Annotated in this window: 22 protein-coding genes; 13 read left to right on the forward strand and 9 right to left on the reverse strand. The window is 50.8% G+C overall.

The genetic code is table 11. The features are described 5' to 3' along the window. Nucleotides 1-99 precede the first annotated feature (99 nt). The 4 genes from Q4526_RS14975 to Q4526_RS14990 form a co-directional block, all read right to left on the reverse strand. On the reverse strand, nt 100-516 hold the full coding sequence (locus tag Q4526_RS14975) for a 2OG-Fe(II) oxygenase (RefSeq protein ID WP_215977904.1): 417 nt from the start codon (nt 514-516) through the stop codon (nt 100-102). A 125-nt stretch (nt 517-641) separates the two neighbouring features. After that, nucleotides 642-899, reverse strand: coding sequence for a hypothetical protein (locus Q4526_RS14980; RefSeq protein ID WP_215977905.1), 258 nt, complete (start codon nt 897-899; stop codon nt 642-644). Between the two features lie 106 nt (nt 900-1,005). Then, nucleotides 1,006-1,686 carry an N-acetylmuramate alpha-1-phosphate uridylyltransferase MurU gene (gene murU, locus Q4526_RS14985; RefSeq protein ID WP_215977906.1) on the reverse strand — a complete coding sequence of 227 codons (681 nt, stop codon included), beginning with the start codon at nt 1,684-1,686 and terminating at the stop codon, nt 1,006-1,008. Next, nucleotides 1,683-2,747, reverse strand: a complete 1,065-nt coding sequence (locus Q4526_RS14990) for an aminoglycoside phosphotransferase family protein (RefSeq protein ID WP_215977907.1) — start codon at nt 2,745-2,747, stop codon at nt 1,683-1,685. Before Q4526_RS14990 ends, murU begins: the two co-directional genes overlap by 4 nt. 232 nt (nt 2,748-2,979) lie before the next feature. On the opposite strand from Q4526_RS14990, the gene Q4526_RS14995 reads away from it, so the two are divergent. From Q4526_RS14995 to Q4526_RS15020, 6 genes are read left to right on the forward strand one after another with little or no spacing between them, the layout of a single operon-like run. After that, nucleotides 2,980-5,517: an LPS-assembly protein LptD gene (locus tag Q4526_RS14995; RefSeq protein WP_215977908.1), complete on the forward strand. Its 2,538-nt coding sequence runs from the start codon at nt 2,980-2,982 to the stop codon at nt 5,515-5,517. 12 nt (nt 5,518-5,529) lie between these two features. Continuing rightward, entirely contained in the window at nt 5,530-6,861 is a 1,332-nt protein-coding gene (locus Q4526_RS15000) for a peptidylprolyl isomerase (protein WP_215977909.1), read from the forward strand. After that, complete coding sequence (gene pdxA / locus Q4526_RS15005; RefSeq protein WP_215977910.1) at nt 6,858-7,859, forward strand: 4-hydroxythreonine-4-phosphate dehydrogenase PdxA; 1,002 nt, start codon at nt 6,858-6,860, stop codon at nt 7,857-7,859. The genes Q4526_RS15000 and pdxA overlap by 4 nt, the downstream gene beginning before the upstream one ends. Beyond that, on the forward strand, nt 7,856-8,677 hold the full coding sequence (gene rsmA / locus Q4526_RS15010) for a 16S rRNA (adenine(1518)-N(6)/adenine(1519)-N(6))-dimethyltransferase RsmA (RefSeq protein ID WP_215977911.1): 822 nt from the start codon (nt 7,856-7,858) through the stop codon (nt 8,675-8,677). Before pdxA ends, rsmA begins: the two co-directional genes overlap by 4 nt. After that, complete coding sequence (apaG, locus tag Q4526_RS15015) at nt 8,674-9,042, forward strand: Co2+/Mg2+ efflux protein ApaG (protein ID WP_215977912.1); 369 nt, start codon at nt 8,674-8,676, stop codon at nt 9,040-9,042. Before rsmA ends, apaG begins: the two co-directional genes overlap by 4 nt. Nucleotides 9,043-9,059: 17 nt before the next feature. Further along, nucleotides 9,060-9,872 carry a symmetrical bis(5'-nucleosyl)-tetraphosphatase gene (locus tag Q4526_RS15020; RefSeq protein ID WP_215977913.1) on the forward strand — a complete coding sequence of 271 codons (813 nt, stop codon included), beginning with the start codon at nt 9,060-9,062 and terminating at the stop codon, nt 9,870-9,872. A gap of 50 nt (nt 9,873-9,922) precedes the next feature. On the opposite strand, the gene Q4526_RS15025 is transcribed toward Q4526_RS15020, so the two are convergent. Next, entirely contained in the window at nt 9,923-11,224 is a 1,302-nt protein-coding gene (locus Q4526_RS15025) for a GGDEF domain-containing protein (RefSeq protein ID WP_215977914.1), read from the reverse strand. A gap of 403 nt (nt 11,225-11,627) precedes the next feature. Here Q4526_RS15025 and Q4526_RS15030 point away from each other — a divergent pair, with 403 nt between their 5' ends. The 3 genes from Q4526_RS15030 to Q4526_RS15040 are packed head-to-tail and all read left to right on the forward strand — an operon-like array spanning nt 11,628 to nt 14,106. Next, nucleotides 11,628-12,080 (forward strand): ATP-dependent zinc protease, encoded by a 453-nt coding sequence (locus Q4526_RS15030; RefSeq protein WP_215977915.1) that lies wholly within the window; start codon nt 11,628-11,630, stop codon nt 12,078-12,080. 50 nt (nt 12,081-12,130) lie between these two features. Next, complete coding sequence (gene rimK, locus Q4526_RS15035; protein ID WP_215977916.1) at nt 12,131-13,036, forward strand: 30S ribosomal protein S6--L-glutamate ligase; 906 nt, start codon at nt 12,131-12,133, stop codon at nt 13,034-13,036. Beyond that, on the forward strand, nt 13,033-14,106 hold the full coding sequence (locus Q4526_RS15040; protein ID WP_215977917.1) for a succinylglutamate desuccinylase/aspartoacylase family protein: 1,074 nt from the start codon (nt 13,033-13,035) through the stop codon (nt 14,104-14,106). The genes rimK and Q4526_RS15040 overlap by 4 nt, the downstream gene beginning before the upstream one ends. Nucleotides 14,107-14,163: 57 nt before the next feature. On the opposite strand, the gene Q4526_RS15045 is transcribed toward Q4526_RS15040, so the two are convergent. Next, a complete protein-coding gene (locus tag Q4526_RS15045; protein WP_215977918.1) occupies nt 14,164-16,440 on the reverse strand; it encodes a bifunctional diguanylate cyclase/phosphodiesterase in 2,277 nt (758 codons plus the stop codon). A gap of 476 nt (nt 16,441-16,916) precedes the next feature. Between Q4526_RS15045 and Q4526_RS15050 the strand changes: the two genes are divergently transcribed. After that, the gene (locus Q4526_RS15050; protein ID WP_215977919.1) at nt 16,917-17,456 is read left to right on the forward strand and encodes an STAS domain-containing protein; all 540 of its coding nucleotides are present in this window, start codon (nt 16,917-16,919) and stop codon (nt 17,454-17,456) included. Here the strand turns inward: Q4526_RS15050 and hisC are convergent. Next, a complete protein-coding gene (hisC, locus tag Q4526_RS15055; protein ID WP_215977920.1) occupies nt 17,437-18,516 on the reverse strand; it encodes a histidinol-phosphate transaminase in 1,080 nt (359 codons plus the stop codon). The two genes, Q4526_RS15050 and hisC, sit on opposite strands and share 20 nt — an antisense overlap. 130 nt (nt 18,517-18,646) lie before the next feature. Between hisC and Q4526_RS15060 the strand changes: the two genes are divergently transcribed. From Q4526_RS15060 to Q4526_RS15070, 3 genes are all read left to right on the forward strand, one after another. Further along, nucleotides 18,647-19,834, forward strand: a complete 1,188-nt coding sequence (locus Q4526_RS15060) for an amino acid aminotransferase (RefSeq protein WP_215977921.1) — start codon at nt 18,647-18,649, stop codon at nt 19,832-19,834. A gap of 27 nt (nt 19,835-19,861) precedes the next feature. After that, nucleotides 19,862-21,031 (forward strand): EAL domain-containing protein, encoded by a 1,170-nt coding sequence (locus Q4526_RS15065; RefSeq protein WP_215977922.1) that lies wholly within the window; start codon nt 19,862-19,864, stop codon nt 21,029-21,031. 88 nt (nt 21,032-21,119) lie between these two features. Beyond that, nucleotides 21,120-21,806 (forward strand): glycerophosphodiester phosphodiesterase, encoded by a 687-nt coding sequence (locus Q4526_RS15070; RefSeq protein ID WP_215977923.1) that lies wholly within the window; start codon nt 21,120-21,122, stop codon nt 21,804-21,806. Here Q4526_RS15070 and Q4526_RS15075 read toward each other — a convergent pair. Both Q4526_RS15075 and lipA read right to left on the reverse strand, forming a co-directional pair. Next, nucleotides 21,801-22,322: a GNAT family N-acetyltransferase gene (locus tag Q4526_RS15075; protein ID WP_215977924.1), complete on the reverse strand. Its 522-nt coding sequence runs from the start codon at nt 22,320-22,322 to the stop codon at nt 21,801-21,803. The genes Q4526_RS15070 and Q4526_RS15075 overlap by 6 nt on opposite strands. Then, nucleotides 22,306-23,316, reverse strand: coding sequence for a lipoyl synthase (gene lipA / locus Q4526_RS15080; protein WP_215977925.1), 1,011 nt, complete (start codon nt 23,314-23,316; stop codon nt 22,306-22,308). The genes Q4526_RS15075 and lipA overlap by 17 nt, the downstream gene beginning before the upstream one ends. Nucleotides 23,317-23,325: the final 9 nt, after the last annotated feature.

The raw sequence follows: 23,325 nt of genomic DNA on the forward strand, positions 1-23,325 counted from the left end.
TGGCATCTATTCACATCAAGACTAACCCACCACCTAGCACCTGAATCCAAGGGATAAGTCGCCCCCCCCCTACAAAGACGTTTCATATATCAAATTCTATTACGAATAACTGGAATTCTCATTGAGAGCTGGGCGCTCTTTAAACAAAGTGAGGTGCTTTTCTCCGGACTTTTCCGCTTCGGGTCGGCCATTGGAGTAATAATACAATGCCAATGATTTTCGAAATCTATCCTCCGGGCAATTAAGCTCGATCGGCTGACCGTGGTAGGTAAAATCTGTGGTTCCAAATATAACGGCCCGATTGAATACGGGAAGCACTCGTTTCGGCTGCGCCGCCAAGTTTTCATCCCAGAGCTCCAAGTGGCCACCATAGCTTTCACACCAGTCTTTATTAAGAAATAAAATCAGGTTGATGCGCCGGTCCAGACCATTGCGTAGGTGAATGTTGAAATCTGCATGCAGGTCCAGCTTGCCGCCCGGTAACGTACTGTGAAATCCACCGCCGGTAAACTCCATATCAGCGATCAGCCCACTGATTCCCGTTAGCTTTTCCAGCCAGAGCAGAAACGTTTGCGAATTTAATGCGTAGAGAAAATGTCGAGTAAAGAAAGGGATATGCCGATCGTCATTGGTGGCATTTTTCAGCCACTCATTACCGCGCCGAAATTCCTGCCACTTTTTTTGCTCTTGTACGTCTGGGAATTCTTCATTGAGGCACTCAACGATGTCGGAATCAAAAAATTATCCAGCACAATATGGCGAAAAGGCTTGGCCCGGACATACTGCTGATGCCAACTGTCTAAATGATTTTGCATTTTCTCCAAAGGTAGAAAACGATCCTTTTGCATAATATCGAGCGCTAAGCGCTGTTTACGATCCAGCAATTTTATACGTTTCATACTGATATTTCCTTTTGGCCAGCACTGACCGATGCGACGCAGACGTGTCACAGTCCCTACAGTAGGCTTAGTATGCCGATTAATTTGTGATTAGCGCGAAAGACTCTCATAATTCTCTGTGATTTTCAATTTCTTCAAGTCGACTGGGCGTGCCCACATCACTCCAATGCCCAGTATACAGTTCGGCACCCAACTGCCGATCTGTCAGCGCGCTGCGAAACACCTCGGCCAGCCCAAATACTGAGCGGGCCTGAGGGTAGTCAGTGATGAGTGCGGGGCGTAAAACGCTGATGCCCGCGAAGGTATAGCCTGGTGAGCCGCCTGTCATTATGGCCAACTTTCCGTCTATTAGATCAAAGTCACCCCGCGGCTTAAACTCTGGGTTGGGCACCAACACTAAATGACCTAACTCACTCGCCGGCAAGCCACGCCGGGTAAGCGTTGCAAAATCAAACTGGGTAAACACATCGGCATTCACCAACAAGAAGGGCTCGTCACCCAACCAGTGAGCGGCGTAACGAATGGCACCGCCGGTCTCCAGGGGCTCGGATTCTTCTGAATAGGTGATCTGCAGCCCCCAGCGGCTGCCATCGCCCAGTGCTTGGCGGATTTTATCGCCCAAGTAGGAAATATTGATTAGCACTTCGCTTATTCGCGCATCGGCAAGCCGCTCCAGATGCCACTCAATCAGCGGTTTGCCGCGCACCGGAATCAACGGCTTGGGAAGTGTGTCGGTTAACGGTCGCATGCGCTTGCCGAGGCCCGCTGCGAGAATCATAGCTTTCATTGGACTGGCCCTTGCACCGAGGTAAACGGGTTGTTGTCATCCGCCGGCTGATACCACGACTGCTGGCGGCAGATGGGCATTAAATCTTGCTCAAACCATTGCTGAATTGAGGCAAATTCGGGGTATTGGGCCAATATTTGACGAACATAGCTCAATACACGCGGCAAATCGGCCAAGTAGCCCGACTTAGCGTCGCGCAGATGCAGCCGGGCAAAAATGCCCAGCACTTTGATATGACGCTGCAGCCCCATCCAATCAAACGCTTGTATAAAAGCCTCGTTGGAAATGGGCTTTAGCAGCCCTAAGCTCTCTGCCTGCTTTTTATAGTTGAGCGCCCAGGTGGTGACTTGCGCCTGAGGCAAAACCAGATAACAATCTTTGAGCAGTGACACTAGATCATAGGTGAGCGGGCCCACCACGGCGTCCTGAAAGTCGATAACGGCAATCTCGCGATCGGTCAACAATAGGTTGCGCGAATGATAATCGCGATGCATAAACACTTGCGGTTGCCGGAGGGCACTCTGAGCGAGGGCCGCATCCAAACGATCAAGCTTTTGGGCTATTGCTTCATTAATATGCACCCCGAGCAACTGCTCGACGAACCAATGGCGGAAAATACCCAGCTCACGCACGATAAACGCGGCATCGAATATAGGCAGATAAACGCTATTGGTTGGCAATTGTGCCATTTGGCTCAGTGCGTCAAGCGCGCGCGGATACCAGCTGGCGGCACCGGCCTGCCCCACTGCCCCGGCCAGCAGTTGCCGGCCTAAATTTTCCACCAACAAAAAGCCGTTGTCCTCATCCACATGATAAATAGCCGGTACCCGTACTCCACCAGCCGAAAGGCATTGGGCTATGGAGACAAATTGCCGCGTATCCTCACTGCAGGGCGGGGCATCTACCGCCAGCCAATCAGGATTTTCCGCCAGTGTGTAGTAACGCCGTCCACCAGCATCGCCTCCGCATGGTGATAAATGAGGTCGGTCCCCCAAGGTGGCCGCCAGCCATTGCTGGAGAGCTTGCTTTCGCGCGGCCGGATCAATACTGCGTGCAACCAAAATATTGTTATCCTGTATGGCTTACTAAACGCCCAGTGCTTTACGGCTATTCTACCTTTAACCACCGAGGCACTGGCAAGTAGTGCATAACGATTCGTAAGGTCTGAGGCCTCTGCGAAAGCACACTTTGTGATGCCATTGGGCATCAGCGCGGTAAATGCCCGTTATAATTGGTCTAGCGCCCCCTTTATGCAGTAGAATTGCCGGCACATTGAGAGGCCGAGAACCACGAATGACCGCTTACCGCCGACACCACCGAAAGCTCCTGCCCTGTCTGGCGGCATGTGGCGCATTAACCTCGCCTCTCATTATTGCTCAAACCGAACCAGCGTCGGGCCAAGAGTTGGACTGGGTGGATGCCGACCAGCTAACCGAAAGCCAACAAAAACAATTGCCAGCAGGCTGCTGCGGCGCCTTTATCGACCCCTATACGGCACCTGCCGACGCCCTGCCCGTTGAGCAAACCCCCATTTCCGCCACTGCCCAAAGCATTCAAGCCGATGGCAATCGTGCTTTTGAGCTACATGGCGGTGTACGCCTTGAGCAGGGCCCGCGCCTACTGGAAACCGAGAGCGCCACCCTGGACCAGGTAAGTGGCGAGATTGTATTGGATGGCAATGTCACTTTGCGTGAGACCGGATTGCTGATTCGCGCCGACAATGCGCAAATGTCCACTACCAATGAAGATGCCAGTGTCGATAATGCCCGCTTTGTTCTGCACGAAAGTCGATTGAACGGCAGCGCGGGCCACCTGCAGAAATTTGGCGACCGGTTATTAAGGATGCGCCACGGTGATTTCACCACCTGCGAGCCCGACAACGCCTTTTGGCGCCTGAAAGCCAAAGAATTAACTCTGTATTCGGATAAAAACTACGGCGTGGCCAAAAATGCCCGTCTAGAAGTGGCTGATATCCCGGTGCTTTATATTCCTTATTTGGCATTCCCGATTGGAGATGAACGACAATCGGGTCTGTTATTCCCCTCGTTTAGTCAAAGTACCAACAACGGGGTGGAATACGCCCAGCCCTTTTACTGGAATATTGCCCCGCAACTGGACGCTACGCTGACGCCCAGTTATATGGAAAAACACGGCACACTGCTGGACATCAATGTTCGACATTTATCGAGCTTTTTTAGCAGTGAGCTCAACGCCAGCTATTTACCCGATGACAGGGGCGGCTATGATCAACAATCAGACAGCGCCATTGCCAGCGGCGAGTTAACCGAGGAGGAGGCCTACCCTCACCGAGGCGAGGATCGCTGGCTACTGCAACTGAACCAGACCGGCGGGGCTCAATCGCGATTAAAAACAGTGATTGATTATACCGACGTGAGCGATGTGGATTACTTGCGCGACATTACCAGCGGCGAAACTGACTTGGAGTACGCGGCCAGTATTCGCAAATTTGGCCAGGTCAGCTACACCGGTGATCACTGGAACTTGGGCATAAGCGCCAATGAAGTGCGCTACCTAAATGAAAGCGCCCAACAACCCTATAAAGAGCTGCCCCACGCGTTTGCCCGCGGACAGTATTCACTCAGCGACTTGCAACTAAGCATCGATAGTCATTACTCGAAATTTGATTTAATCAGCTATTATCAGCGCCCCAGCCATGAATTAGTGGTGGGTGAAAGACTGCATACGGCGGTGAATTTAGCGTGGCCCACGCGCTGGCAGTGGGGCTATGCAACTCCCACCGTAGGTGTACGCGACCTGCGCTATCAGCTGGAACAGGCGCCGATTATAAACACTGACAGTACCCCTGACCCCACGATAAACAATCGCAGTCCGCAGTTGAACGCCCCGCAGGCGAGCCTCGACTTGGGTATGTTCTTTGAGCGCTGGACACAATGGGGCGATACACCGCTGATTCAAACCCTAGAGCCACGCTTGTTTTACCTGTACAGCGAGTATGTCGATCACCAGGCGCTGTACAACCCTTTAAACGACAGTAACCAGGCACTTGATTTCGATACTCGTCTGTTTCAAATGGACTACAATCAGCTGTTTCGCAGCACCCGCTTCAATGGCTTAGACCGCCTAGACGATGCCAATCAGCTCAGCGTAGGCCTTACCACTCGCTTTATATCCGCCCGTACCGGCGAAGAGCATTTAGCGCTTAGTTTGGGGCAGATTTATCGGTTTGAAACACCTAAAGTTGTGCTCGACCCCAGCGCACCTAGTGAAGCCTACAGCTACCGCCAATCGGAATATGTGGGGCGAATCAGTGCGCGAGCCTCAGAACATTTTCGCCTCAGCTCCGATGTGGTTTACGACCATCGAAACAACGCCCTGACCAGTGCCAGTGCCTCGGTGGAGTACAGCGATGATAGCCAGCGCTTAGTGAATCTAACCTACCGCTACCAACGCCAGACGACCGATTTGGCACTGAGCGCAGACCCAGACACCGACATCGTTTACAATCAGCGCTTGAACCAGCTGGATGTCGGCGCTTTTATACCGCTCGATGGCAACTGGAGCCTGATTGGCCGCAGCCACTACGATTTTAATTTTGACTTGGAACTCGACACCTTTGCCGGGTTCGAATACAACGACTGCTGTTACCGCGTGCGTTTGTTATGGCGCGAATGGCTTAATTTCGATTACAACAGCGGCTATGATCTGGAAAGCGCCAACAGCGACGATTACGATCGTGGCTTTTTTATTGATTTACAGTTAAAAGGGCTGGCCAGCATCAGTGACCGGGTCGGGAATTTATTACGCAAAACCATTCCCGGCTATGCCGAACGTGAAGACAACCTCCAATAATCAGTGACTTATATGCAATTAAAAGATTTCGCTCATAAACACCTCCGCCTATCATTGACCTTAACGCTCGGCTTACTGGCTTTTGGCATTGCCAACAGCAGCCAGGCGCAAACCCAAATACTGGATAAGGTCATCGCGGTCGTTAACGAAGGTGTGGTGCTGCAAAGTGAGTTTGAAGAGCGCAAAGCGTCTATTGTGCAGCGCCTACAAGGCCAGTACGGCCAGCTGCCACCAATGGAAGTGCTGGAAAAACAAATCTTCGACACCTTGATATTGGAGCAATTACAGCTCGAAGAGGCTAAGCGCTACGGCATGGAGGTGAGCGACCAGCAAATCAACGCCACCTTACAGCAAGTCGTTACCAGCAACGGCCTGAACAGTATGGACGAGTTGGCCGCCAGCCTGGCCCAAGACGGTTTAAGTATCGCCAGTTTACGCCACCGCATAAGTCGCGACATATTGCTTAACCAAGTTCAGCAAGGCGTGGTCAACAGCCGTATTCGCGTTACCGAGCAAGAAATCGATAATTTTCTCGAATCCAGCGACGGTAAGTTTGCCACCTCGCCCGATTACAACTTAGGCCATATCTTGGTCGGTGCCTCCTCATCGGCTGAAACCGACGAGTTGCAACAGGCCCAACAAAAAGTGGACGATCTCTACCAACAATTGCAAGACGGAGCCGATTTTAACCAGCTTGCCATTGCACACTCGGATGACACCACGGCCCTAGAAGGCGGCAATTTGGGTTGGCGCAAGCTGGCTCAGTTGCCAGAACTGTTCGCCGAAGCGGTGAGCCAGCTCAACGTCGGTGAGGTATCTGAACCTTTGCGCTCCGGGGCCGGTTTTCACTTGCTGAAAATTATTGACCAACGCGGTGGCGGCGAACAACTGGTTGAACAAACCAAAGCCCGCCATATTCTGCTGAAAACCAGTGAAATCATGGATGACGAGACCGCGCGCGAAAAATTACTCGAGATTAAACAGCAAATTATCGACGGTGCCGATTTTGCCGACATGGCGCGCGAGCACTCAGAAGATATTGGCTCGATGCTAGAAGGTGGCGATTTGGGCTGGTCTTCTCCCGGTATGTTCGTACCCGCATTTGAAAGCGCTATGGCCAAGACCGCCATTGAAGAGATAACCGAGCCGTTTAAAAGCCAGTACGGCTGGCATATTTTACAGGTAGAAGATCGCCGCCAAGAAGACATGAGCGGTGTGGTTATTCGCAATAAAGCCGCCCAAATGTTGCGCGAAAAACGCTTTGAGCAAGAACTCAAAGTCTGGCAGATCGAACTGCGCGAGGGTGCTTATCTCGATATTAAAAATAAGGACTTTGAAGATTGAACCAACCTCAGCGTCTGGCGATAACACCGGGTGAGCCCGCCGGCATTGGCCCCGACCTAGCCCTGTCGTTGGCGGCGCACCCCTGGCAGGACGAGCTGGTTATTATTGCTGATCCAGACTTATTAGCTGCACGTGCTAAAGCGCTCGGCCTAAACGTTAACATCCATACAGTGGCACTGGATGCCCCACCCAAGCCTGCAGCCGCCGGCACGCTGCACGTATTGCCCGTGACTTTACGGGCGCCAGTGGTAGCGGGCAAGCTCAACCCAGCCAACAGCCACTATGTACTGGACACGCTTGATAGCGCTATTGCCGGCTGCCAGCAACAACACTTTGCCGCTGTGATTACCGGCCCGGTTCATAAAGGCGTTATCAATGATGCCGGTATTACGTTCTCCGGCCACACCGAATATTTGGCGGCCAAAACCGACACTCCGCGCGTGGTCATGATGTTAGCTACCGAAGGCTTACGGGTCGCGCTAGTGACCACCCACCTGCCTTTAAAAGATGTGGCAAGCGCTATCACTCGTCCGCTGTTACGGGAGATTATCGATATTCTCAGGCGCGATTTACAAGAGAAGTTTGCCATCGCGGCCCCCTCAATTTTAGTGGCGGGGTTAAACCCTCACGCTGGCGAAGGTGGTCACATGGGGCACGAAGAAATCGATACTATAGAACCGGTACTGGCCGAATTTAGACAACAAGGGCTCGATGTATCGGTACCGCTACCGGCCGACACTTTATTCACGCCCAAGTATTTAGAGCAAGCCGACGCCGTACTGGCGATGTATCACGATCAAGGCTTACCAGTACTGAAATACAAAGGCTTTGGCCAAGCGGTGAACATCACCCTCGGACTGCCTATTATTCGCACCTCGGTTGACCATGGCACTGCGCTCGATTTGGCCGGCACCGGCCAGGCCGATAGTGGCAGCTTATATACAGCTATACGCTACGCGCAAACCATGACTCAAGCCCGCAAGAGGTTAACCTCGTGAAGCAGAACTTTAATCCCGGCGCACCCCATAAAGCGCGCAAACGTTTCGGCCAAAACTTTTTGATTGACCATACCATTATCAACCAAATTGCGCGTTCGGTTGCCCCGCGTGCAGGCGATATCGTGGTAGAAATTGGCCCGGGCCAAGGCGCGCTTACCGAGCCTTTGGCCGAAAGCGCGGAAACATTACATGTCATTGAATTGGATCGCGACTTGGTGCCTTGGCTAAAAGTGCGTTTCGAAAAATATCCGGGCTTTGCCCTACACCAAGCCGATGCCCTAAAGTTTGACTTTGCTCAATTGGCCGAAGATGATCGCCCGCTGCGTATCGTTGGCAACCTGCCTTATAATATTTCCACTCCGCTGATTTTTCATCTCATCAGCTACGCGCAGCAAGTACAAGATATGCACTTTATGCTGCAAAAAGAGGTGGTTAAACGCTTGGCCGCCCAACCCGGCAGCAAAGCCTATGGTCGCCTTACGGTAATGGCGCAGTATTATTGCGACATTAATTGGTTGTTTGATGTGCCGCCAGGCTCCTTTGACCCAGCGCCCAAGGTCGACTCGGCGATTGTGCGCTTGGCGCCGTATAAACAACTACCCCACCCGGCTCGCAATGTAGCGGTACTGGAAAAACTGGTAACGGCCGCGTTTGGCCAGCGCCGCAAAACACTGCGCAATGCGTTAAAAACATTGTGCGACCCAGAACAACTACAAACAATGCCCGTCGATTTAAGCAAGCGGGCTGAAGCGCTATCGATTGCGGAGTTCGTTGAACTCAGTGATGCCATTGAACCCTACATACAGAAAGAATCATGAGCAATATACACATTGAAGTGGAAACCGGTTATTTGCCGGAACAGTCACAACCCGAGCAAAACCGTTTTGCTTTTCGTTATACTGTTACCATTCACAATCAGGGCAGCGAATCGGCGCAGCTGTTAAGCCGTTACTGGCGCATCACCGATGCCGAGGACCAAGTGCGCGAAGTGCGCGGCGCTGGTGTGGTCGGCGAGCAGCCAACCATTGAGCCCGGCTCGTTTTATCGCTACACCAGCGGTGCGGTTCTACATACTTTTGCCGGCACCATGGAGGGCAGCTATCAAATGCGTACCGCAGATGGCACCGAGTACGAAACAACAATACCGACCTTTGCCCTGGTCGAACCCAACGCCCTACATTAACACCGAGATTGCGCATCGTGAGTACCTACGCTGTTGGCGATTTACAAGGTTGCCTCAAGCCTTTACACAAGCTGCTCGACAAGGTTGCCTTTGACCCCACCGTTGATCGATTATGGCTAGCGGGTGACCTGGTCAATCGCGGCCCCAAATCTCTGGCCACTCTGCGCTTTTTGTATTCTATTCGCCATTGTGTAACAGCGGTTTTAGGCAATCATGATTTGCATTTGTTGGCGGTGGCTTGGGGCAAAAAAAGGAGCGGCCCATCCGACACACTGGATGCCATCCTCACCGCACCCGATGGCCCTTTATTGATTAACTGGCTGCGCCATATGAAATTGCTGCACACCGACCACGAGCTCGGTTACACCATGGTGCATGCAGGCATCCCCCCCAACTGGACACTACCCGAGGCCACAGCCCACGCGCGCGAGGTAGAAGCCGTACTGCAAAGTGATTATATCGAAGAGTTTCTAAGCGGTATGTACGGTAATCAGCCCAACAAATGGAAAAACAAACTAATCGGCCAAGACCGGCTACGGCTGATTACCAATTACCTTACCCGAATGCGCTTTTGCAACGCCGAGGGCGAGCTGGAGCTGACCAACAAATCGGCACCATGCAGCAGTAATACGTCAGAGTTTTTACCTTGGTTTGAGCACCCCAACCATCTGTGTGGCGGGCAGCGCATTGTATTCGGCCACTGGGCTGCGCTTGAGGGCAAAGCTGAGCCCGAGCACGTGACCGCACTGGACACCGGTTGCGTATGGGGCGGCTGCTTAAGTGCTATGCGATTGAACGATGGTGAAATATTCCGAGTAAAATGTAAGTAGTTATCACATAAAGTCAACGCTACTGCACATCATCGCCTGCACCATTCAGGTTAGTCATTATCGGACACTTCTACCCGATTCCGACCCTTTCTTTTGGCTCGATACAATGCTTCATCTGCTTTTTTAAACAGATCATCAACATCTGCATTACCCTGCAAACTCGCCACCCCAAAGCTTGCCGTCACCCCCTTAATATCAGCAAAAGAGCACTCTTCAATTAAACGGCGAAGCTTTTCGGCAATGTGCGCCGCATAATTCATGCTTGTATCACGACACACTAAAACAAACTCTTCCCCGCCCCAACGAGCAAACAAATCAGAAGAACGTATTCGCTCTTGCACTAACTGTGAGATACCGGCTAATACCGCATCACCCACCGCATGCCCATGGTTATCATTAATCGCCTTGAAGTAGTCGATGTCGATCATAACTACCGACAACGATTTACCATCACGGCGCCATTCCGACAACCCACTTTTGATGGCGCCTTCTATGCCCTGACGATTAAAGGCGCCTGTTAGATGGTCTGTTTTACTTAACACCTCCAACTCTTGACTGCGAAAATCCAATAGCTTATTTATTGCCAACAATTCTTTCTCGCGCATTTGGCGCTCACGAACCTCTTTTGAAAGCACAACAATCCGATACGCCAAAAACCCAAGTATTAAAACAGACCAAATGCTAATAATGGCAAGATACCAGTCTGCAGTGTCTATGCGTTGACCAACGAACTTCACTTTTTTGAGGTGAAAGTTATGAACCCCAAGCTTATGCTCCGACCCGGTTTGCACATCAAAACTGATAATATTATCGAATTGCGGGTGCGAGAGATTAGGAGGAATGTCATTTTCCAACAACCACCAATTGGCAACAAAGAAATCACTGAAGCTAAACTCATAGTGCTGATCTTTTCGATCGGCAGAAAACTCTATTTGATTATGCTTGGTGGAGGTTTCGTCATTCGGGTTGGAATAACGAATGTCATAATTACGTAGAAATATACGAATTGATTTATTGGCCCCGCTGTAATCCAACCACAGCTCGACTTTATCAAAGCTGGATAGCTCTAGGCCATCCCAGCCTTGCACCAACCGGATCTCAAAACCACAGTATGGGTATTGATAATCGGCTTTTAAATCGCACTGCCACTGATAACCGCTTTGATTGTCCGGCAACATGACAGCCTCAGTGCTACCGCCGTCGCGACCATCATCATAAAGTCGTACGCTATAGTCTTCTCCCGGCTCAATGATCAAAGTTTCACGCAGCAACGTATCACGCGCGAATATACTCAGCGCAGTGGCCAGAACCAACAGCAAGAGTACCGTTTCTAATCGCCAGCTATGGGGCATACCGGATTCCAAAGCTTGTTATTGTTACTTTAAGCTTATACCAAATTCAGCAGGTTTGTCGCATAGATACACCAACAGCTGTGCACACTCAGGACAATGCGCGCACCATCCCTTGCACCAATGGCTAGCCTCTAGCGCCTATCTCAGCGGGTTTATCCTTAAATATTGTCCGCATAACGGCTTTAGCTTAGTCAACACTTAAGGTAGGTTGCCAGCGTTGTAAGCGGTCAATAAAGAGCCGCTCAAACCCCAGCGACCTTAAACACTAATAATCCCCCTTAAATTCATTAGAGCTCTATTGTTTTCTCTTTACAAAAGGGAATTGCTTTATCTGGGTTTGACCTTCAAGCTATACCCGCTACAGTTATGGGCACTCCTATGTTTTCTGTATTGAGATCTGAATATGCATGAAAAGCAATCTGTTGGTTGGCGAGAATGGGTGCATTTACCCGATTTGGTCGATTGCCCAGTCAAAGCCAAAATAGACACAGGCGCTAAAACCTCGGCCATTCACGCTTTTTTTGTTGAGGAGTTTAGCCGCGATGGGGAACCGTGGGTACGCTTTGGCCTACACCCCATGCAAAAAACACTAGACCCAGAGTACACCTGTGAAGCTAAGGTGGTTGAAACGCGCAGAGTCACCGACTCTGGGGGGCATCAAGAAGAGCGCTATGTCATTGAAACTGCTCTGCGTATTGGCGGCCATACTTTGGTTACCGAGATGACCTTAACGAACCGAGAAACTATGCTGTTTCGTATGTTGCTGGGCCGCAACTCTCTTGCTGGACGCTTTGTGGTAGACCCTCAGGCATCTTTTTTGTGCGGTGGCGATACCGACTCAGGGCCTAAGGCATAAAAAGACCGTTTTTTTTCAGCGTAAATATTCCAACTTCTTTAGGACACTAAATGAAAATTGCCATACTGTCACGCAACGCGCGACTTTACTCCACCCGCCGATTGGTAGAGGCTTGCCTGGAGCGCGGGCACGAACCTCACGTCATCGATATCCTAAAGTGTTATATGGACATTACCCCATCGAAGCCGGCTATTTGGTATCGCGGTGAAGAGCTGGAAGGGTTTGATGCCGTCATCCCGCGTATTGGCGCTTCGGTCACCCACTACGGCTTAGCCGTTATCCGTCAATTTGAAATGATGGGGGTTTACTGCCTCACAGAGTCAGTTGCGTTGGGCCGCTCGCGCGACAAGCTGCGCGCTCTGCAATTATTATCGCGCAAAGGTATTGGAATGCCCCGAACCAGCTTTGCCCACAACGTCCACAACACCAAAGAATTGATTAAATTGGTCGGTGGCGCCCCCTTGGTAGTAAAACTGTGTGAAGGCACCCAGGGGCGCGGTGTGGTCTTGGCCGAAACCGCCAAAGCCGCCGAAAGTGTGATCGAGGCCTTTCGCGAACTGCGCGCCGAGTTTCTAGTGCAGGAGTTTATCAAAGAGGCCGGCGGCAGTGATATTCGCTGCTTGGTTATTGGCACTAAGGTTATCGCGGCCATGCAACGCACCGCCCCCGAAGGTGAGTTTCGCTCTAACTTGCATCGTGGCGGCAGTGCCGAGCTGGTTAAATTGCGCCCCAACGAGCGCAGTACTGCGATTAAAGCGGCGCAAACCATGGGGTTAAAAGTGGCAGGGGTTGATGTATTGCGCTCCACCCGTGGCCCGTTAATTATGGAGGTTAACTCTTCACCCGGGCTCGAGGGTATTGAAGGAGCCACTAATAAAGATGTAGCTGGCGCCATTATAAAATTTATTGAAGAGAATGCCAGGCCACACGCTAATAAAACCAAAGGTAAGGGATGAACGAGAAAAATACTCCGATTGTTATTGGCGGAGAAACAATTGCACCCGGAGAAACTCGCAGTGTCGATATTCCCCTGGCAGCCATGTACACGCACACCGATGTCGGCTTAACCGTTCACGTTATCCACGGCAAACGTCCAGGGCCATGCTTATTGGTAACGGCCGCTGTGCACGGTGACGAGATTAATGGCGTGGATATTATTCGCCGGGTACTCGGCATTAAGCAGCTTAATAAACTGCGCGGTACGTTACTGGCAATTCCGGTGGTGAATGTACACGGGTTTTTAAACCAGTCGCGCTATCTGCCCGATGGGCGCGACCTCAACCGCTGCTTTCCGGGCAGTCAACGCGGCTCACTGGCGGGCCGGGTGGCCCACACCCTAGTCACCGATATTTTGCAGCACTGCACACACTGTATCGATTTGCACACCGGAGCACGTCACCGCGCGAATTTGCCGCAAATACGCGTTGACTTATCTCTCGAAGAAAACCGCGACCTTGGTTTGGCCTTTGGCTCCCCTGTTGTACTGGATGCAAAGCTGCGAGAGGGATCACTGCGAGAAACGGCCGCCCAACAGGGTATTCCATTGCTACTGTACGAGGCCGGTGAAGCGCTGCGCTTTGACGAGTTCAGCATACGAGCGGGCACCCGTGGCATTATCAATGTGATGCGTCACCTGAATATGCTGCCCAAAAAACGCCGTATCGGAAAAGAAACGAAAGTGACTATCGCCGATGACAGTCGCTGGGTTCGCGCACCCATGAGCGGGGTGATGCGCCCTCTGGTACAACTGGGCGCCAAGGTCGAAAAAGGCACCACACTAGCCTATGTATCCGATCCCATTGGCATGACACAAATTCCGGTAATCGCACCGGCCGAATCCATTGTGATTGGGCTAACCAATCTGCCTTTAGTGCATGAAGGCGAAGCTTTATTTCACCTTGCTAACTACAGCAAGCAAATCCATCAAGTGGCCGACCAGGTGGTAGATTTTCACGAAACGTTTGACCCCTCTCAAGACGAAGATGAGCCCTTTTTTATTGGCGAAGATGAGTCTTTGCTTAATTAGAGTGCCGACTGAGCCAAGTGTGTAATCAAGGCTATTTCATATCCGCAGAATTAGAGGTTAGGTTTGAGCAAAATCTTTTAGCGAGACGACATTTGCTGTGACATCAAACTCGCCCCGCGCACAAAAATGGCTGGCAAAGCTACTCGCCGGCATAGGCTTGGCAAATAAATAGCCCTGCACCTGGTCGCAGTCATTGTCTCGCAGCCAACTGGCTTGCTGTTCTTGCTCGACCCCTTCCGCCACGACAGTTAATTGCATATTATGCGCCAAACCAATAATAGATTTGGCGATAGCGGCGTCGTTTTGATCGATGGGAATGTCGTGAATAAAACTGCTATCGATTTTTAGTTTATCGATCGGAAAGCGCTTAAGATACGCCAGTGAAGAATAGCCTGTACCAAAATCATCAATAGACAGTGACAGCCCCATTTGATTGAGCTGATTTAATTGATTAATGGTTTCTCCGGCATGCTCCATGGCGCAGCTTTCGGTAATTTCCAACTCCAGAAACTCCGCCGGCAATCCCGTTTCTCGCAGGACTGTGGCCACTTTGCCAGGAAAATCTCTTTGTCGAAACTGACGCGTGGATAAATTTACCGCCATCTGCGGAACATTTAACCCCGCATTAAGCCATTGCTTTTGCTGTTCGCAAGCGGCTTTTAACACCCAGTCACCCAGAGGCACGATAAGTCCCGTCTCTTCGGCCAGCGGAATAAAGTGAGCAGGTGAAACCACTCCACGTTCAGGGTGCTGCCAGCGCACCAGAGCTTCAACGCCCGTCAACGCACCGGTGCGCATATCGATTTGAGGTTGATAATGCAGTATCAGCTGATCTTGCTCGATACCACGACGTAAATCATTTTCCAGCAGTAAAAAATTAACCGCCGAAGCGCTCATACCTTTAGCGTAAAACTGGCAGTTGTTTTTCCCAGCCTCTTTCGCTTTATACATAGCGATATCGGCATTTTTCAATAACTCATCGGTATTGTCGCCATCGGTAGGATAAACACTGATACCAATACTGGCGGTAATGGAAATGTCATGCCCCGCTATTTCCATCGGACGAGAGACGTGCGCCAATAATTTATTGGCGACAAAACGAACATCGTCCAAATCTTGAATACCTTCCAACAAAACGACGAACTCATCCCCCCCCAAGCGGGCTACGGTATCCATTTCTCGAACGCCTTCGCTCAAGCGGCCGGCAATCGCTTTAAGCAGCAAGTCACCCGAATCGTGTCCCAAGCTATCATTAATGTTTTTAAACCGGTCGACATCCAGTAACATTAAGGCGAGTTTCCCCCCCGAGCGAGTAGCCCGTGCGACGCCATTATTAATACGATCATAAAATAACGAACGATTGGGCAACGCGGTTAATGAGTCGTGAAAAGCCATGTAGTTTAATCGTGACTGCTGTTCACGTAGGGCACTTTCTGCCATTTTTCGGTCCGACACGTCGGTACAAATAGTACACACACCGAACACTTCTTCATTGCAATCACTAAGCGGGAACTTCACCATCAAATAGGTGTGAAGAGTGCCATCTTTGTGCAGTAAATCTAGCTCTGTTTCATAGGGACGGCTATTATCGAGCGCCGCCGCTTCCATGGTTGTCAGAGATTCCACGAGACTCTCTGGATAAATATCCAGCGCGTTTTTTCCGACCAGGGAATCATCTTCGATATGTGCCAATTGTTTGTAATGATCGCTGGCCATTACCACATTGCCATTGAGGTCTTTGACAGCGATCAAAGCCGGCGAGTAGCGCAATATAGCGTTCAGATAGGTTTCGTTGGCCCACAGTGCCTGTTCCGACATCCGATGGCGTTCGGCTTGCTCGTCCAGACACTGTCGATCCGACACCTGACGAGTCATCAGCGATGCCATCAACCATATCGGCTCCAGCTGCTCAACAACAGAGCTTAGCTTAGCTGCCTCTACACTTGCCTCTATATAAAAAGCAGCTAGACAAGTTTCCACTTCTAAAATAGGAATAACAATGCCGCTTTGTGCAGCAAAAGGTTGCAGCTCGCTGGCGGACAGACTGTAATGCTGACCACTGTGTAAAACCGAGGAAATAAGGTCGACCGGAAGATTGCGAGAATTAGACAGAGGCACCGTTAAGCTGCGCGATTCGAGCGTATCATCGTTGTGCATCGCCAGAGCGCACAATACCGGCTCGCTCTCTCGTTTCAGAACGAGAGCGACTCGGTTAATACCTTGTTTTGCCGCCACCATGCAGACCAATCTTTCAGCAATTTGATGATGGTCGTATTGCTGAAATAATCGTTGGTACTTTTTAATGAGCGATGCGGCTGTTAACTTCTCTTGCATATACTTCCACAGGACACTGTCAATTCGCAAGCGGCGAATGACCCGTTAATACACTTATCGACATTAAGTCAGTACAAGAAACGTGCGGCCACGCTCTGTGAATACGGCTGCCTCTTAGGCAACACAGCCCAATGCCCATGATATTTGGGCTTTTATGCATATTCACGCTGTTATCTATAAGGGCTAGTAATAAAACCCAATCTATTAGAATAATGCCGACTAAGCAAGGGGGGATTTTAGATATTTTTGAATTAACCAAAGAACAGAGTTGCCAGCAGCCTTAACTCATATATCCACTGACAGTAAAAATCACAATATATAGTTCATTGTTTTATAAAAAACCATAATTGACATTTATTGTTCGCACTTGGTTAAAAAACTACAAGTCTGGTTAAGTATTAAGCTAAAGTGGCGCTATAATAAACATTACACAAAGTTTATTCGCCGCTTTCAAGCGGCGAACGCGAGAACACTCTATGAAGAAGCAAGTGCCCTTTATAGGAGAAGAATTTTTCGCCCGGGACGGTGACAATCATGCCTTTAGCGATGAGACTGCTTTGCTAAATGAGCTATTGCAAGCTGATCATTGCAGCGACAGCCTAGACGATAAAGCACATAAAAATATACCTGCGCGCCCCCATAAAACCAAGCCCAGTATTACTGTGCCAGCATCCAACAAAAAAAAACAAGTGCAGGTCACACGGGTTGATTGGCACCCAATCAACCACGGCCACGGTATTCGCGTCAGCATTCATGGCGATATGGATTTAAAAATGATCAACCAGTGGCAGCAATTACTGCGAGAAACCGCCGGTAACGGCATTCACCAGTTTGAAATCGATCTAAAAAACACCGATAACATGAGTTTGTCAGGCCTGGCGATGCTATTGCTTTTTAAAGATCAAAAAAAAGCGGGCAGCGGTGATATTTCTCTCAATCAATGCAGTCGTGAACTGTATAAAAGACTGATTTGGAGTGGCCTGACCGAAGAATTTATTATTCGGCCACGCCAGTAAGTTCAAGAATCTCGCGCACACAGACAAGCAATTGTTGCATCTGTTCGTCGGTGCCGATGCTGATTCTAAGGTAATCGCTAATACGCGGCTTGGCAAAATAGCGAACAATGATTTTTCGCTCTCGCAATTTTTCGGCCATGTGTTTTGCGGTTATGTGAGCGGGTGGTTTCGCCATAACAAAGTTGGCCTGAGAGGGTAAAACATCAAACCCTAATTGCACTAAAGCATCGATGGTCGTAACACGGGTTGCAATAACTTTGCGACAACACTGATCAAAGTAATCACGATCTTCCATGGCCGCCTGAGCAGCTAGCTGGGCAATCGCATCCAGCGGGTAAGAATTAAACGAGTTTTTAACCCGCTCCAACCCTTCGATTAAAGCCGGGTTACCCAGCGCAAATCCTACTCGCATACCCGCCAGGGCACGGGATTTTGAAAAGGTCTGCACTACCAATAAATTTTCAAAGCGCTCTAACAATGATACCGCACTGGCTCCGCCGAAATCGATATAGGCTTCATCCACGACCACCACCGATTCGGTATTATCCACCAGTAGCGCTTCAATAGCCTCCAGCGGCGTTAGCTGTCCGGTGGGAGCGTTAGGGTTGGGAAAAATAATGCCGCCATTGGCCTGACGGTACTGTTCCAAACCTAAAGTAAAATCTTCTGTCAGCGGTATTTTTTTCGATTCAATACCAAACAACTGGCAATAGACTGGGTAAAATCCGTAGGTAATATCAGGAAACAACAGCGGTTGTTCTTGCTGAAAAAAAGCCATAAAGGTTTGCGCCAGCACTTCATCGGAGCTATTGCCGGCAAATACATAGCCTGCATCCAGGTCGTAATAGCGGGCAATCGACTGGCGCAATTCGGTTGCATTTGGGTCGGGATAAAAGCGCAATCGATCGACAACCTCTTGCGACAAAACGCGGTTGACCTCAGGCGATGGTGGGTAGGGGCTCTCATTGGTGTTGAGCTTAATTAAGCCATCCACTTGCGGTTGCTCTCCGGGCACATAGGGCTCGATGGTTCGAACAACTTCACTCCAGTATTTGGACATACAATAAGCGCCTTTAAAAAGCTCGATTATAACAACCCTGAAGTGCTCGCGGCGAATAAGGAATGCCACCTTTTGGGATAAATTACGCTATCATCAGCACAGTTTCACTCACAGCACTAAGGAACCCCCCATGTTTAATGAGCTGCCCCTGCTCCCCGCCGACCCCATTTTGGGGCTCAGTGCCTCCTATAAAGCCGACCCTAATCCCCTCAAGGTCGATTTAGGCGTGGGGGTTTACAAAACAGAAGCGGGGCTGACTCCAGTTCTGGCGGCGGTAAGCCAGGCCGAAGCTCAGCTGCTGACCGAGCAAACCAGTAAGTCTTATACATCACCTGCAGGCATTGATGGTGCCAATTTCGCCTCGCAGCAACTCGCTTTTGGCACCGGACACCGTGTATTAATAGAGCAACGAGTTGCCACAGTGCAGACCCCCGGTGGCTGTGGCGCCTTAAGACTGGCGGCGGAATTAATAAAAAAATCCCGCCCCGATGCGCGCATTTGGGTGAGCACCCCCACTTGGGCCAACCATATCCCTCTGTTGGGCAACGCCGGGCTGGAATTGATTGAATACCCCTATTACGACTTTGCCCAACACGCGATCGATTTTGATGCCATGCACAGCGCCCTAAGCCATGCCCGAGCCGGCGACCTTGTCTTACTGCACGCTTGCTGCCACAACCCAAGCGGCGCCGACCTTAACCGCGAACAGTGGCAAAGCATAGCCGAGCTTGCGCACCAAAAGGGCTTTACCCCCTTTATTGATATGGCCTACCAAGGCTTTGGCGAGGGCATTGAGCAAGACGCCTTCGGTGTTCGCACCTTGGCCGAACAGTTGCCAGAATTAGTCTTAGCCACCTCTTACTCTAAAAACCTAGGGCTCTATCGCGAGCGAGCGGGCAGTTTAAGTGTAGTTAGTCAATCCGCGAGCCAGGCTCAAGCGGTGCAAAGCCAAGTATTGAGTATCGCCCGCGGGCTCTATTCCATGCCACCTGCTCACGGCGCCGCGATTGTGGATAGGGTTTACCACGACGACACTCTCAACGCTTTATGGCTGGAAGAGTTAACCGCCATGCGCCAACGCATCCAGCAATTGCGCCAGGATTTGGTCGCGGCCCTCGCGCAGGAAAGTGAACGAGATTTTTCGTTTATTCAACGCGAACAGGGTATGTTTAGCTTTTTGGGGCTAAGCTCTGGCCAAGTGCAGCGCCTAAAACAAGAGTTCAGTGTGTATATGACCGACAACAGCCGCATTAATATTGCGGGAATTTCGGCGAGTAACCTGCCGTACTTAGCAAGAGCAATTAGCAAAGTTTTATAAAAGCTTGAATGCTTATGACGATTAGACATGAGCGCTGCCGCTATTACCCACAGAAAAACGCTACTATTAAAAGGCATCTCTAATAACGACAGGAGCTTGGAGCACGCGGTGAGTATTCACTACTATCTGGAAGGTTATTCGGCCGACAGTTTGAAGTCGCGACGCTATGAACTGCGCCAATTGCCAGCGGTGGCAGGCCGGCATGCCGATTGTGCTCTGCAGTTGAATATGGAGAGTGTCTCTCGCCAACACGCTCGCTTTGAGCTCCTCAACGGCAAGTTGCTGGTCACCGACTTGGGCAGTACCAATGGTACTTTCGTCAATCGACAGTCGATCACCGAGCCCACTGAACTCGATCCCGGGGATGTACTGCATTTAGGTGATCACGAATTTCGCTTAATGGTCGAGTCCGACTCGCACACCCAGATTGCCCGTGACTCTACCCGGGTCGGTATCGGCAACCTTCCCAGCCAATTCCCGCTGCACACCCGTGAATTTTTTGAATTGCTGCAACAGCGTCTGGTTCACGGCTATAAACAGGTCATTACTCATAATGACGGCACCCCTTTTGGCTATGAACTTTTGGGGCGAGGGGCGCACCCTGTCATAGGTGAAAGTCCGGCGGTGTTGTTTAATTTGGCCGAAACCCTCGACTCTGAGGTAGCTCTAAGCCAGCTTTTCCGGCAAGAATGTTTTGCAGACGCCGCCAAAGCAAAGCTCGATGTGCCATTATTTTTTAATACCCACCCCAATGAATCGAAGGACTTCGATACGCTACTGAGTGAGCTTACCCGTTTGCGCACACTATTCCCCATGCTCACGCTAGTGTTCGAGGTGCACGAGGCGGCTATTACCGACCTCGATGCCATGGCCGAGGTTAGGCGTGCTCTAAATAAGCTCGACATCGGGCTGGCCTATGATGACTTTGGCGCGGGCCAAGCGCGGCTATTAGAAGTGGTAGAGGTTCCCCCAGATTACCTAAAATTCGATATTGCACTGGTGCGCGATCTCGAAGGGTCCACCACTGGCCGCTACCAACTGCTATCGACATTAAATGAGCTTATTTGCGGGCTGGGTATAAAAACTCTAGCCGAGGGCGTCGAAACCGAAAGAACGGCTCAGTTGTGCCGGGAGATGGGCATTCATTTAATTCAAGGGTTTCTCTACGGTCGGCCCGGCCCCATAATTGAGTCGTAATCAAGCCAAACCACATGTAGGTTCAGCCCTGTTGAGCCCCACCACGCCACATTGGTAATACATAACGAATCGGGGCCAAGGCTCGAATATGAAATGCATCGCTCATCGCGGATACAGTGCACCAGATAGACCAGAAAATTCATTAGCGGCTATCCAAGCTGCCCTGGATTTAGGTGCGGACGGTATTGAAATAGACCTTTGGTTTTATCAAAACCGTTTTTGGGTCTATCACGATCGGCGCCTGCCGCAATCTAACAACGCCCGAATTGACACGCTTACCCGAGCTGAGCTGAATTCTGTTCGCCTTAGTAACGGTGAGCCGCTGGCTGACCTTTACGACGTATTACGTCTTGTTAAGGGCCGCTGCCTGCTTAATTTGGAGATAAAGAATGCCGGCGGGGCCAATGCTTTAGCCAAGGCGCTAGACAGCGCCTGCCGCGAGCATCAATTAACTCGGGAGCATTTAATACTCTCAAGCTTCAATCACCACGAACTATTTGCCTGCCAACAAGCCCTACCCGACATAAAAATTGGGGTATTAATGGCGGGGTTAAGTCTGGATTATTCTGCTTGCGCCAGCGCCCTGCAGGCTTATTCGTTTAATAGCCATATCGACCTAACGACGCCGGCATTGATAAACGATATTCATAGAAGGGGTATGCAAAGCTGGGTTTATACGGCGAATTATCCGGAGGAATGGCGCGAACTGGCCCAGTGGCGCGCCGATGCGGTTTTTACCGACCGCACAGAGCAATGTCTTGCCACAAAATTATAGCGCGCGACGCATCACATTGACCGGCTGCTTAGCAATGCGAGCTTGGCGCACAAGCTGCCAGCCGCGCTGGTGATAAAACTCGGTCTGTTCACTGGCCATTAACCACAACTCTGACTCACCGACACCGCGTGCAAACGCGGCCACAAAGTCCACCAGTTGTGTTCCCACCCCCGTGCAGCGAAAGTCGGGTTGCACATACAAATTGCTCAACCATAAAGGTTCGGGCTCAGGCTCTTGGCTCGCAATGGGTGTTAAGTGGTAGCTGACTAGACTGATGCACCCCACCAGATGGCGAGCATTTAGTGCCAGCCATGTTTGGGGGATAGCGTTGTCAGTAGACAAATGTTTGTGCAGGCGAGTCTTGCGCTTGGCAAGAGTGGTCTGAATGCCCTGACGCAGGCATTCACGATGGTGCCAAGCGGCAACCTGATCGAGCAAGTCCGGCCTTTGGCGTAAGGTTTTAATGGCGACGTTCGTCCCTGAATCGAACGCCACGACATTATGACTTGGTGTCAAACCACTGCACATCTTCACCGTGCGCCTGTTTATCGGCGTGATAAGAGGAGCGTACCAGTGGTCCGCAAGCGGCGTGTTTAAAACCTAGCTCATTGGCAAGTTCGGTGTATTCGGCGAACTCATCCGGGTGAACATAGCGTTCCACCGGCAAGTGATCCCGCGAAGGCTGTAAGTACTGACCGATGGTAATCATGTCGATTTGATGCTCACGCATATCGCGCATCACCTCGATAATCTCTTCTTTGGTTTCCCCTAAGCCGACCATTAAGCCCGACTTGGTTAAGACATCGGGACGGCGTTTTTTATATTCCGCCAACAGCTTAAGGCTCCACTTGTAGTTGGCGCCAGGGCGAGCCTGGCGATACAAGCGAGGAACGGTTTCCAAATTGTGGTTAAACACATCCGGCGCTTCGCGCTCCAGAATGTCCAGCGCAGGCTCCATACGACCACGGAAATCTGGCGTCAGGATTTCCACCTGAAGTTTGGGTGAGCGCTGGCGCGACTCGCGGATGCAGTCGGCAAAATGTCCCGCTCCGCCATCGCGCAAATCATCGCGATCGACCGAAGTAATCACGACATATTTAAGCCCCATATCGGCAATAGCCTCGGCCAACTGGGTGGGCTCTTTGCTGTCTAACGGGTTGGGTTTACCATGGCCTACATCACAAAAGGGGCAGCGGCGGGTACAGATGTCACCCATAATCATAAAGGTGGCTGTACCGCCCGAGAAACACTCACTCAAATTGGGGCAGTTGGCTTCTTCACACACGGAAGATAGGCCATTTTTACGCAGCAATTTTTTAATTCTATCCACCTCTGGCGAAGCGGGTACTCGTACCCGTATCCAGTCGGGTTTGCGAGGAATGTCGTTGGAATCGCTGGCGATCACTTTTACCGGTATACGCTCTACTTTGTCAGCATCGCGCAGCTTCTCACCTTGCTTGTGGCGGCGAGTACGTTTCACCGGTTGAATATCGGGGATATCGGTGGTCATAGAAAACTC

Source organism: Gilvimarinus sp. 2_MG-2023 (genome assembly GCF_030547685.1).
Lineage (GTDB): Bacteria > Pseudomonadota > Gammaproteobacteria > Pseudomonadales > Cellvibrionaceae > Gilvimarinus.

What these genes read in the sequence shown, in the direction of transcription:
- Q4526_RS14975 (WP_215977904.1), bottom strand. Translation starts at nt 516, where the DNA reads ATGGAGTTTACCGGCGGTGGATTTCACAGTACGTTACCGGGCGGCAAG.
- Q4526_RS14980 (WP_215977905.1), bottom strand. Translation starts at nt 899, where the DNA reads ATGAAACGTATAAAATTGCTGGATCGTAAACAGCGCTTAGCGCTCGAT.
- murU (WP_215977906.1), bottom strand. Translation starts at nt 1,686, where the DNA reads ATGAAAGCTATGATTCTCGCAGCGGGCCTCGGCAAGCGCATGCGACCG.
- Q4526_RS14995 (WP_215977908.1), top strand. Translation starts at nt 2,980, where the DNA reads ATGACCGCTTACCGCCGACACCACCGAAAGCTCCTGCCCTGTCTGGCG.
- Q4526_RS15000 (WP_215977909.1), top strand. Translation starts at nt 5,530, where the DNA reads ATGCAATTAAAAGATTTCGCTCATAAACACCTCCGCCTATCATTGACC.
- apaG (WP_215977912.1), top strand. Translation starts at nt 8,674, where the DNA reads ATGAGCAATATACACATTGAAGTGGAAACCGGTTATTTGCCGGAACAG.
- Q4526_RS15025 (WP_215977914.1), bottom strand. Translation starts at nt 11,224, where the DNA reads ATGCCCCATAGCTGGCGATTAGAAACGGTACTCTTGCTGTTGGTTCTG.
- Q4526_RS15030 (WP_215977915.1), top strand. Translation starts at nt 11,628, where the DNA reads ATGCATGAAAAGCAATCTGTTGGTTGGCGAGAATGGGTGCATTTACCC.
- rimK (WP_215977916.1), top strand. Translation starts at nt 12,131, where the DNA reads ATGAAAATTGCCATACTGTCACGCAACGCGCGACTTTACTCCACCCGC.
- Q4526_RS15040 (WP_215977917.1), top strand. Translation starts at nt 13,033, where the DNA reads ATGAACGAGAAAAATACTCCGATTGTTATTGGCGGAGAAACAATTGCA.
- Q4526_RS15045 (WP_215977918.1), bottom strand. Translation starts at nt 16,440, where the DNA reads ATGCAAGAGAAGTTAACAGCCGCATCGCTCATTAAAAAGTACCAACGA.
- Q4526_RS15050 (WP_215977919.1), top strand. Translation starts at nt 16,917, where the DNA reads ATGAAGAAGCAAGTGCCCTTTATAGGAGAAGAATTTTTCGCCCGGGAC.
- hisC (WP_215977920.1), bottom strand. Translation starts at nt 18,516, where the DNA reads ATGTCCAAATACTGGAGTGAAGTTGTTCGAACCATCGAGCCCTATGTG.
- Q4526_RS15060 (WP_215977921.1), top strand. Translation starts at nt 18,647, where the DNA reads ATGTTTAATGAGCTGCCCCTGCTCCCCGCCGACCCCATTTTGGGGCTC.
- Q4526_RS15065 (WP_215977922.1), top strand. Translation starts at nt 19,862, where the DNA reads ATGAGCGCTGCCGCTATTACCCACAGAAAAACGCTACTATTAAAAGGC.
- Q4526_RS15070 (WP_215977923.1), top strand. Translation starts at nt 21,120, where the DNA reads ATGAAATGCATCGCTCATCGCGGATACAGTGCACCAGATAGACCAGAA.
- lipA (WP_215977925.1), bottom strand. Translation starts at nt 23,316, where the DNA reads ATGACCACCGATATCCCCGATATTCAACCGGTGAAACGTACTCGCCGC.